Annotated in this window: 12 protein-coding genes; 10 read left to right on the forward strand and 2 right to left on the reverse strand. The window is 39.7% G+C overall.

The genetic code is table 11. The annotated features are described in order from the left end of the window. Window positions 1-620: 620 nt before the first annotated feature. The 3 genes from BIZ39_RS19105 to BIZ39_RS19115 all read left to right on the forward strand — a co-directional run bounded on the left by BIZ39_RS19105 (window position 621) and on the right by BIZ39_RS19115 (window position 1,921). Window positions 621-878, forward strand: coding sequence for a hypothetical protein (locus BIZ39_RS19105; RefSeq protein WP_187447744.1), 258 nt, complete (start codon window positions 621-623; stop codon window positions 876-878). Between the two features lie 19 nt (window positions 879-897). Beyond that, on the forward strand, window positions 898-1,449 hold the full coding sequence (locus BIZ39_RS19110) for a hypothetical protein (RefSeq protein WP_187447745.1): 552 nt from the start codon (window positions 898-900) through the stop codon (window positions 1,447-1,449). 292 nt (window positions 1,450-1,741) lie between these two features. Beyond that, a complete protein-coding gene (locus BIZ39_RS19115; RefSeq protein ID WP_187447746.1) occupies window positions 1,742-1,921 on the forward strand; it encodes a hypothetical protein in 180 nt (59 codons plus the stop codon). Here the strand turns inward: BIZ39_RS19115 and BIZ39_RS19120 are convergent. Together BIZ39_RS19120 and BIZ39_RS19125 are read right to left on the reverse strand one after the other, a co-directional pair. Beyond that, window positions 1,911-2,636, reverse strand: a complete 726-nt coding sequence (locus BIZ39_RS19120; protein ID WP_187447747.1) for a hypothetical protein — start codon at window positions 2,634-2,636, stop codon at window positions 1,911-1,913. The two genes, BIZ39_RS19115 and BIZ39_RS19120, sit on opposite strands and share 11 nt — an antisense overlap. A gap of 10 nt (window positions 2,637-2,646) precedes the next feature. Beyond that, a complete protein-coding gene (locus BIZ39_RS19125; RefSeq protein WP_187447748.1) occupies window positions 2,647-2,931 on the reverse strand; it encodes a helix-turn-helix domain-containing protein in 285 nt (94 codons plus the stop codon). A 154-nt stretch (window positions 2,932-3,085) separates the two neighbouring features. On the opposite strand from BIZ39_RS19125, the gene BIZ39_RS19130 reads away from it, so the two are divergent. The 7 genes from BIZ39_RS19130 (at window position 3,086) to BIZ39_RS19160 (ending at window position 8,300) form a co-directional block, all read left to right on the forward strand. Continuing rightward, window positions 3,086-3,529, forward strand: a complete 444-nt coding sequence (locus BIZ39_RS19130; RefSeq protein WP_187447749.1) for a hypothetical protein — start codon at window positions 3,086-3,088, stop codon at window positions 3,527-3,529. Window positions 3,530-3,863: 334 nt separating this feature from the next. Then, entirely contained in the window at window positions 3,864-4,658 is a 795-nt protein-coding gene (locus BIZ39_RS19135) for a hypothetical protein (protein ID WP_187447750.1), read from the forward strand. Between the two features lie 153 nt (window positions 4,659-4,811). Then, window positions 4,812-5,990, forward strand: coding sequence for a hypothetical protein (locus BIZ39_RS19140; protein WP_187447751.1), 1,179 nt, complete (start codon window positions 4,812-4,814; stop codon window positions 5,988-5,990). A 451-nt stretch (window positions 5,991-6,441) separates the two neighbouring features. After that, window positions 6,442-7,131, forward strand: a complete 690-nt coding sequence (locus BIZ39_RS19145; protein WP_187447752.1) for a hypothetical protein — start codon at window positions 6,442-6,444, stop codon at window positions 7,129-7,131. Between the two features lie 113 nt (window positions 7,132-7,244). After that, the gene (locus BIZ39_RS19150; protein WP_187447753.1) at window positions 7,245-7,478 is read left to right on the forward strand and encodes a hypothetical protein; all 234 of its coding nucleotides are present in this window, start codon (window positions 7,245-7,247) and stop codon (window positions 7,476-7,478) included. 60 nt (window positions 7,479-7,538) lie between these two features. After that, a complete protein-coding gene (locus BIZ39_RS19155) occupies window positions 7,539-7,919 on the forward strand; it encodes a hypothetical protein (protein WP_187447754.1) in 381 nt (126 codons plus the stop codon). Between the two features lie 42 nt (window positions 7,920-7,961). After that, entirely contained in the window at window positions 7,962-8,300 is a 339-nt protein-coding gene (locus tag BIZ39_RS19160; protein WP_187447755.1) for a hypothetical protein, read from the forward strand. The last annotated feature ends 221 nt before the right edge of the window (window positions 8,301-8,521 follow it).

Consider the following 8,521-nt stretch of genomic DNA (forward strand, 5'->3'; position numbering starts at 1 on the left):
ATGAAAGCATCTAGACGAGTTTAAGTAGTAACCAACAATTTACCGGATTTATTTCCGGGGATTACTCCTGCTCGCATGTAAAAAGTTGGCGAACAAAGGCCGTCAATAGCCAAAATATAGACCTTAAAACATGAAATAAACTGTATTTAAGTGTCTGATTGAGCAATGCAATCACATTGAATACCTAAACATTTAATAAGGAGACTCCAACAAAGCTTTGTTAGACGAACTTGGTGCCATTCATGATAATTGTAGAACATTCATATAATTTGAGTTCCAGTGAAAAAGAAAACAATACAAATGTCATTACATTAGATAACTGTTAGAGAGAGATAGAGATTGTTAGAGGGGCTTTGCCCCTCACATAAAAACTATATCCTATATTTTTAAGTCAAAAATTAAACTTCAATTCCTGACAATGGGGGCCTATGGCTACCAGAAAGCTTTTTTTTAATTAGAGAGCAAGGATTGTTAGGTTCAATTGCAAAAACGGCATCAGCTGCTTTACAGACACACTCCGTGAAAGAAATACTGGGCATAGTGATATGCATTTTCTAATCAGTAGCAAAAAATAACGAAGCGTTAATACATTTAGAAGAGACATTTCAACGGGGTCTCTCATGAAAATACTTGCTTTGTACAAGAACTCAGATCTTCAAATGAAAGGAGCTAAAGCTTTAGCGAGGTATAAACCTACAAGTTCACTGCATGACGGTTTGCCATCTTTAATAATCAATGTTCCGTCAACATCTACTGAAATTCTAAAGATCATTCAGGAACTAAAAAAAACGAGTAAACCATTCTTAATAGACAAGAATTATAAAAATGAAGGAAAAGAAGACAAAAATCATGCTGATGTAAAAATGAGTATAAGTTAACTCAATGTTAGGTACCACTGTGAGACTAGATAAAGCGACATTCGATAAACTTCCTCAAAGAATGAGAGCGTCACTAGTAAGAAAATATCCTGAAGAAACACGTCGATTTCTAACGAAAGAACAGTCCAGAATCAAATGTAGTAAAAAAGTATCTGATGACGTCAAGTATTCGCCTTGGCCGACTAAGAATCCTGCTCATAAACTTCATCAGCAACTCGTGGAGAACTTTGGGGATTATTTTCGTCATCCTGGTGGAAATATTATCCATGAAGTCTTACTAGAGAATGCACCAAAAAAATGGCGATACGACCACTGTTTTGTCACTGCTCGAATACTTATCGAATTTAATGGATGGCAGAATCACCATCTGCTACATGCCTTTCAAAATGACCACGAAAAGAGGGCCTTTGCACTTACACAAGGCTTTGTCGTCTACGACGTAACAAACAAAATGGTTAGGGAAACCCCAGATCTAATAACTAAGCAGCTTAAGTTGATCGCCTCACAAAGAAGAGAATATCACGACGTCGTAGAAAGGGTGGGGAACTCATACTGCAAAATCATTAGCTAAAGCACAAAGTGCAATTATTGACGCTATATGATTTTTCACCGACAAAAAAATGGCATTTTTTTGCCGTTTATACACTGTTTTACTGATCACACATTCATCGAGAAACAAAGTTGAAAGTATTTTAAACGTTTTTTAGAAACACTAAAAACCATTTGGATAAAGGCTTTCCGGTGAGTTTTGTTCATGTCAGAGACGCTTTGGATGGTGATTGGTTTCTATACAGTTAGTTTTAGGTATGAGGCTTGCAAAGTGTGCAAGACAACAAGTTGAAAATTAAAAAGGAGAAAAACAAATGAAAAAATCTACGAAAGTAATGACGTCGATTATTTTAGCAGCATGTGTCTCAATGCCCGTTGCTGCAAAGACCGGTGAAGAAGAGAAAGTGGTAACCTCGGTTTTAAGTTACTTAACTTCACTATTTTCACCGGCTCCAGAAGTTAGGGTGGTAAGGCCTAACAAAACTAAATTTTAAGTGCTTTAGATGGATCATATGTCATTGTGGGCCCAGCACCTAGAGCATCGGGCCTCCTTTGATCTAATATAGCTCTATATCCAATTAAAAAGGTAATAAATGCGTCAACTACTAAAAGTACGCCATCGTAAACTTCCATCGCATTAATATGATCATTTGCTTTAAATAATTCTGAGATGTACTGGTCGTGAGGAAGGTTGTACATCAATCCGTAGACAGTACAGTATGAAGCGAAAATAAAATCAGCATAAATCCAGAAAGTGACATAGCCGGTAAAGACAATCGATAAGTTAGTCGAGCTGATTGGGCCAACAATTCTATCCGCAACCTCGTTTTTCACTCCAAGACGCTCACAAATATCCAGGGTTTTGGCTTGTAAATGATTAAAAAATACAACACCTGCATATAAAGGGATGGATGCTACAAAAAAGCTCCATATTTTTACATAGATGTTGTTACCCGCGAAATGTAGGAAAGTGTAAAATGTTAAATGGCAAAGAATAATCGATACGCCAAGAACGATGCAAAAACGTCGGTTTACCGAGCCTCGCATAAAAATTCCAGCGAAAAAGAATACAAACAAGTTAGCGTAAAAAACTACAAACTCTGTGATTGAGGATGCACTAAAGTCAGAAAGTGCGGGACCAGTAGTAAAAAGTATTACACTGAGAATTACCAATGCAACGACTCTAAGTGGTATGTCTAATGTGTACATAATATCCCTATTAACTTTTTAAAAGTCTCAAAAATAAGTCTTTAATGGCTGTAGCTATGGATTCGTTATCTTTTTCTTCGTCTAGTATGAACCCAGTTTTCTTGACATATACTTTGCGCATGATGCGCATGAGTCTAACCTCCTTGTCCATGGTTATTTTAGTTTTCCCTGCTTCAAGATACTGATATGACCTTAACGACATGCCGACAGAATCGGCTACTTCTTCTTGCGATAGGTCAAAAGCCATTCTTCGCTTCTTTATTAGATTAGCGAGTGCTTGATTACCACGCTCCATTTTGATGTTCCCTCTCATCTCTCACTCGACAAAGTACAAAATATAAACACACTATTCAACGCAATAAAACTGCGTTTTGACTCAATTTTTATTGCGCTAGAATTAAAATATAGAACTAAAAGGAAATTTTATCTCAGAAAGAGGGAGTTATAGGATGTCTCTTGACGAATTATGTATACAGGTTCCCGGTGGAACAATCACGGTACCGGCAAAGAAATTTGAATTTTGTGAACTTTTCGCAGTAGTAATGCCAAAATTTGGTGTCTTTGGTGTTACACATATAGCTAGTGGATGTTCTCTTATACTAGGATTAGAAAGAGAAAAAAATGCAGAAGAACACTTGTTAAAACTTCACAAAGCTTCTATCGAGGCAGGTATACCTGCTGATGCCGACACTGAGACATTTATGAAAAAAGTAAAGGTCTCAGGAAAGCTAAAATCTCTAGATAACCTGACTTTTAACGAATACTGTTCGATTTATAGAAATCGTTACTATGTTAATGAATTTCCTTGGGAATTAGGTAACGACAGTCCACATGTTCGAGTGAATAAATTAATAAGAGAGTTGACTGCTATACACTCTAAAGAATGCGCTTGAATTTCATCATGACGCCATCACGCCATTGTGTTAGTTCTCATTACATAATAAATGGCGATAACATGGTTTAGGTTTACGCTCTCAATAGTTACCCAATAGTGACTTTTCTGAAATTTGTTAGTAAACTTGAGGCGTGAAAAAGATGAAAAAAAATATCCCCTCCCAAGACGTTGACCTAAGTAACGTCGAATTTGATCGCGACGGAATCGTGAGGATGGCTCTTGACCGCAAGGAAACACAGCGGAAACTTTGGAAGTCGATGCAGCAATTCGCTGACATACCTGTTACTCGCAAAGCTTAATAACCCGATACTCCCTTCACAGGAAAATTGCTTATGACTGCAATATTTTTGGCGGCAGTGTTAGCTATTGGTTATCACTACGAGTCTCACCATCCTTTAAATAGGCTTCATATCGTCAGACAAACAGGTTACAACCTCTACTTTAGAGTGGGAATTAGAGGCTTCCAAATGGCTCTGTACGGTCTCTTGCCCAGTCTGTGTTTAGTTTTCTTAAGCGCAATTATTAACGGAACTAATGCTCTACCTCTCTATACTGACAAAAATTACAATGACTTTTTTTTGACAGCATTACTCTGTTTCGACGCTTTATTTGCTTTATTAATCATGAAAATAAAGCTATTTAGCATTTTAAGACGTTACAAGGGGATAGTTGTTGAAGGGTATGGGAGTATTAAACATCATCAAAATTTACCTGAGAAACAAGCGCTATATAAGAGCATAATGAGGGTTGCCACAGAGTCAGAGCGTCTAATTATAGAATCAGCTCGTGACCTCATCCCAATGCGCATTATTCTGCAAAGTGGAAAAGTATATATCGGTTACCCCCAACAACCTGACCTTGAAGATGGTGAGATTACCCAGCTAAAGATGTTGCCAATACTTTCAGGCTACCTGACAAAAAAACAAAAAATGGTAATCAGCCGCAATTACTATAAGCATTATCAACTCTGTTATGACGATGAAACTGGTGAGCTAGACGATAACGAAGATTCGGGTCATGATCACATTACACGTTTTAATATCATCATTCCTATCTCTGACATCAAAGTTTATTCTTTATTCAGTAAAGAGGCTTTTGAAGCAATTGAGAGCAATACCGAACTCTAATTGCTTTTGAGGAAGTTCGGGTTGGGTGACGGTGACTCTCAGACACAAGTTTTTATGATGCTGTCATGAAACAAATAGCTAATTGGCACATAGTAGCCCGACTACAAAACAATGATTAACTGATTCCATATAAAATCTTATTTGGAATAGCTCATGCAGCTCAGTTTATTTGCTACACAGTGCGCAAAGAAAAAGCGCAAAGTGCCTTCATATTCTCAATTTGACTGGAATAGAAAACTTAATTTTCTCTCTCAGACAGCAGTGCAATCTGATCTTGTGAGCGAGGTGTTGCCAGGATCCATTGTTGAAACTTACAAGTCTGGGTCCAGTAGTAAAACTGATTTACTAGGCTATATGTCGGCAGGTGCCAACATTGGTGTTTGTGCAATAGATGCCTCTAAGCCGGTACTTTTGCTTATTGCCCAATATGTTTCAGCGGGTGGAAAAGCGTTCATAGATAGCGGTGCGTTCAGAAATTTCAAAGCACGTATTCAAGATGAAACGTTTCCTCCTTTAGACTTTGATAAGGTGTTTCAATGCTATGACACCGTCATTGAGGCTTCAGAAGATATCAGAACACTGATACTCGTTGCTCCGGACGAAGTTGGTGAGCAGGATAAAAGCTTTCAGTTGCTTTGTAGATATCAAAAAGACGTTAAGGCTCTGCATGACAGAGGCGCGCAGATAATGGTCCCACTGCAAAAGGGTAGGCTATCCCTTACCGAACATTACCACCGCTGTCGTAAACTGCTGGGGTTTGATTTTATTTGTGGGCTTCCATCAAACGCCAAAGCCGTGAGCAGTCATGAGATTAATCAGTTCCTCATTGATGTGTCTCCAACAAGCGTTCACTTTCTCGGTACTGCCGAGTCAGGACTTGTGCATGAGGCAAAATTTAAGAGCCCAGATACACATTTTACCTGTGACGCGACTCTCATTCGAAAGCATATAGGTCAAAATAGATTATTGACAGAAATGCAGTCACAAATTGTTGACGATGCATTATGCTGCGCCCTTCACGGTAATGGCCATTCACGTGTTAGTGATTCGGCTAGTTGGGATGAAACCGAAGTACTCGGTGATCTTACGGGCTTTATTGACGCCATGAATAAAAACACGGTAAGACGCTTCGCTCTGGCCTTATCTACTAGTTATAGAGAGGTTATTTCGTGTGAAGATAATGACGAGTTATGGTCTCATTTGGATGAAAGAAACCACGGGTACGCTCATCATTATGTAATGTCTTTTGTTGCAAAGGAGTGTGCTAGACACATCAGTCCACAAGTACGAAAATCAGTAGTACAAGAGCTTGCTTCGTTGAATATTATTTAATAAAGAGACACCTGAAACCTGTATTTACCCCCTCATACACCGGGATGTCGTGCCAGCGAAGTGGTCAACACTCATTCTTTCGACTTTTGTCGTTCCCTAGCAACAGTTTAAATCTATTCAACTAGGCCTCGCAAAGCGAGGGCCTGGCGCTAAGATGTATGCATCCTGCCATCATTAGCGCGATGCTCTCAGTGCAGGCACTTCCTATTTATTATTCGCATCCATGCGATTACAATCGTTCGTCTTTGACGCCGGATTGTAACTTTTATCGTTCGCCAGGGCGAACAAGTTAATAGCTACGGAGACGTAATGGAATACCATGGTTAATTCTCCCAGTATGCAATACGCCACCATCTACATAGCGGGTGAAGATGTAATCAAAGCAAAAGTAGCCCAGCAATAATTGTCTGATATCGTCATTAGCAATGAGCTAATGACGAAGGACAATAGAATGAAACCATATTTAAAATCCGTATATCTCAACGTTGGCTGGCAGGGAGAAGTTAACGTGGTACCTGAAACCTTATACGTGGACATCAACGAAGGCCTACGTAAAAGAATACTCGCGCTAGCCCACATAAGGAAACAGGTTGATGCAGAAAGTATTTCAATTCTCGTTCCTGACGCCATATGGAGTGAGTTCGACGTCACTCTGCCAGAACAGGCCTCAGAAAAATTGAAAAGGGGGAATGTAAAGGAATCACTCATACAACATGCAATAAAGACCTGCACCACTCAGTTAATTATATATGACGAAGGGTTTTCATTTACAGCAATAGAAGATGATGCGGATAGTGAAGGGACGTTCTCAACAACAGAAATACCATTTGTTGAATTGCTAAACAACAATCCACTTAGGTCTACGCTTAAATATGATTTGCTTTATCAGCTCAGAAATATGGCTAAGTATGTTAATCAGGCTTGGACTGAAAAAGGGTCGATTGATTGGCAAGAAGCAGAAGACTTAATCAATCTAACAAAAAGTAACGTACAGGAGACGTTAAGTTATTTTCCTAGAATAGCTTTGATGCTTGAGCATGCTCTATATGAGGAAGATTGGGATATTGAGCTAGTGGGCCAGTGGCCGAACGATATCGGCACCGACATTACGGCATATCTTCAAACGGTTCCTCATTTGTAATTAATAAAAATGGTAGTGCCGCCAGAATCTAGGGGCGTCATGGTTCAAAAGTAGCAAAGTTTTAAATCCCGTTTACTGTTGCTTCCGAATTCGATAGAAGAGGCCGCATATTTGTGATGACCGTTAATAACCTTAAAAATGACAATGAAGAAATTCTTGATCATCAAACACCAGTGAAAGCATTTGCGTTTTTGTGGGCGCGCGAGAACGCCATGTTAACTGCAATGGCAATTTGCGAAGAGTTAGCCTTAAAAGTTGAATCTGAGATTGAATATCAGGTCGAGGAGACAGCTGCTGGTGGTTTTGTCTTTGATAAATGGCATATTGCCATCGACACCCTTCATTAAAGTGGCGAAGGCGTAGAGTAGGGGTATCGTGAAGATATCTTTTTAGAGGGGCTTCATACCATGATTGATTTTCGAAAATATCACCAAGCTCATGAGATGCTGATTAATCTTCAGCGTGGATTATTGAGTGCCGAAAGCATCGTAGGCAACGACTTTGACGATCCGCGTAGAAGTGCCGTTAGCTATTTGGCAGGTAAGATACTTCGCGCACGAGATGGAGAAACGAACATTTCCGTGCTTCTAGGTCGGTATGGGCAACCTTTTCTATCTCAAGAGAGTGCAGAGCGCAGCAAAAGTTATCGCCTACTCAAGAAGGGTGAAATGGTTCTGGGGGACATGGTAAAGATAAAATCGTTCACCGTGAAGTTCGTTATGGAAATCGGTGGCTTTGCCATTGTCGTCAAGTATGAAAATACGCAGCATAAAGCGGATGCGGCTTAATACACTTCAGTGTATGAACACTGTCGCTAATTAAGGAACAATATGCAAAACGCAGCAAAAACGTTAACGAGGCAACAGCTAGAAACATTGTGTAGCGAGCAACAAAATACCATTTTGATGTTGCGACGTAAGATTAGCCGACTGGAAGGTGTTGCCGACACTAAAAGGCGCAGGTGGTCGACTAAAGATCTTGGCCTGATTACATCCATGTTCGCCCAAGGGGCGAGTGTCAGCGATGTTGCACTTTTCTTCGGCGTCGAAATGAATGCCATCTATTCAATATGTCAAAGAAAAGGGATCCGCATCAGAACATTGCAGCACCGTGCCAGGCAAAATGGTCAACATGACGACGTACCATTGAAGCTAGTGTCTAACGCTTAATACTTCCATTGAAGGTGAAATGAAAAACTAATACACTCTTTAATGCCTTCTCCAAAGGGCATTCGCCACGCTTGAACTGTAGGGGTACAGTGATGTGGCGTCTTATCCCCATTTTTTAGTCATATTCATATTTCCAAAATACTGTTTCTTCCGCTACCCATTATTGACGCTGTAACAGATATTAAAGACTCTGGCCGGGCTCTTGAACAGAAAAATGCGGC

This window comes from Alteromonas sp. BZK5 (assembly GCF_014349115.1).
Lineage (GTDB): Bacteria > Pseudomonadota > Gammaproteobacteria > Enterobacterales > Alteromonadaceae > Alteromonas > Alteromonas macleodii.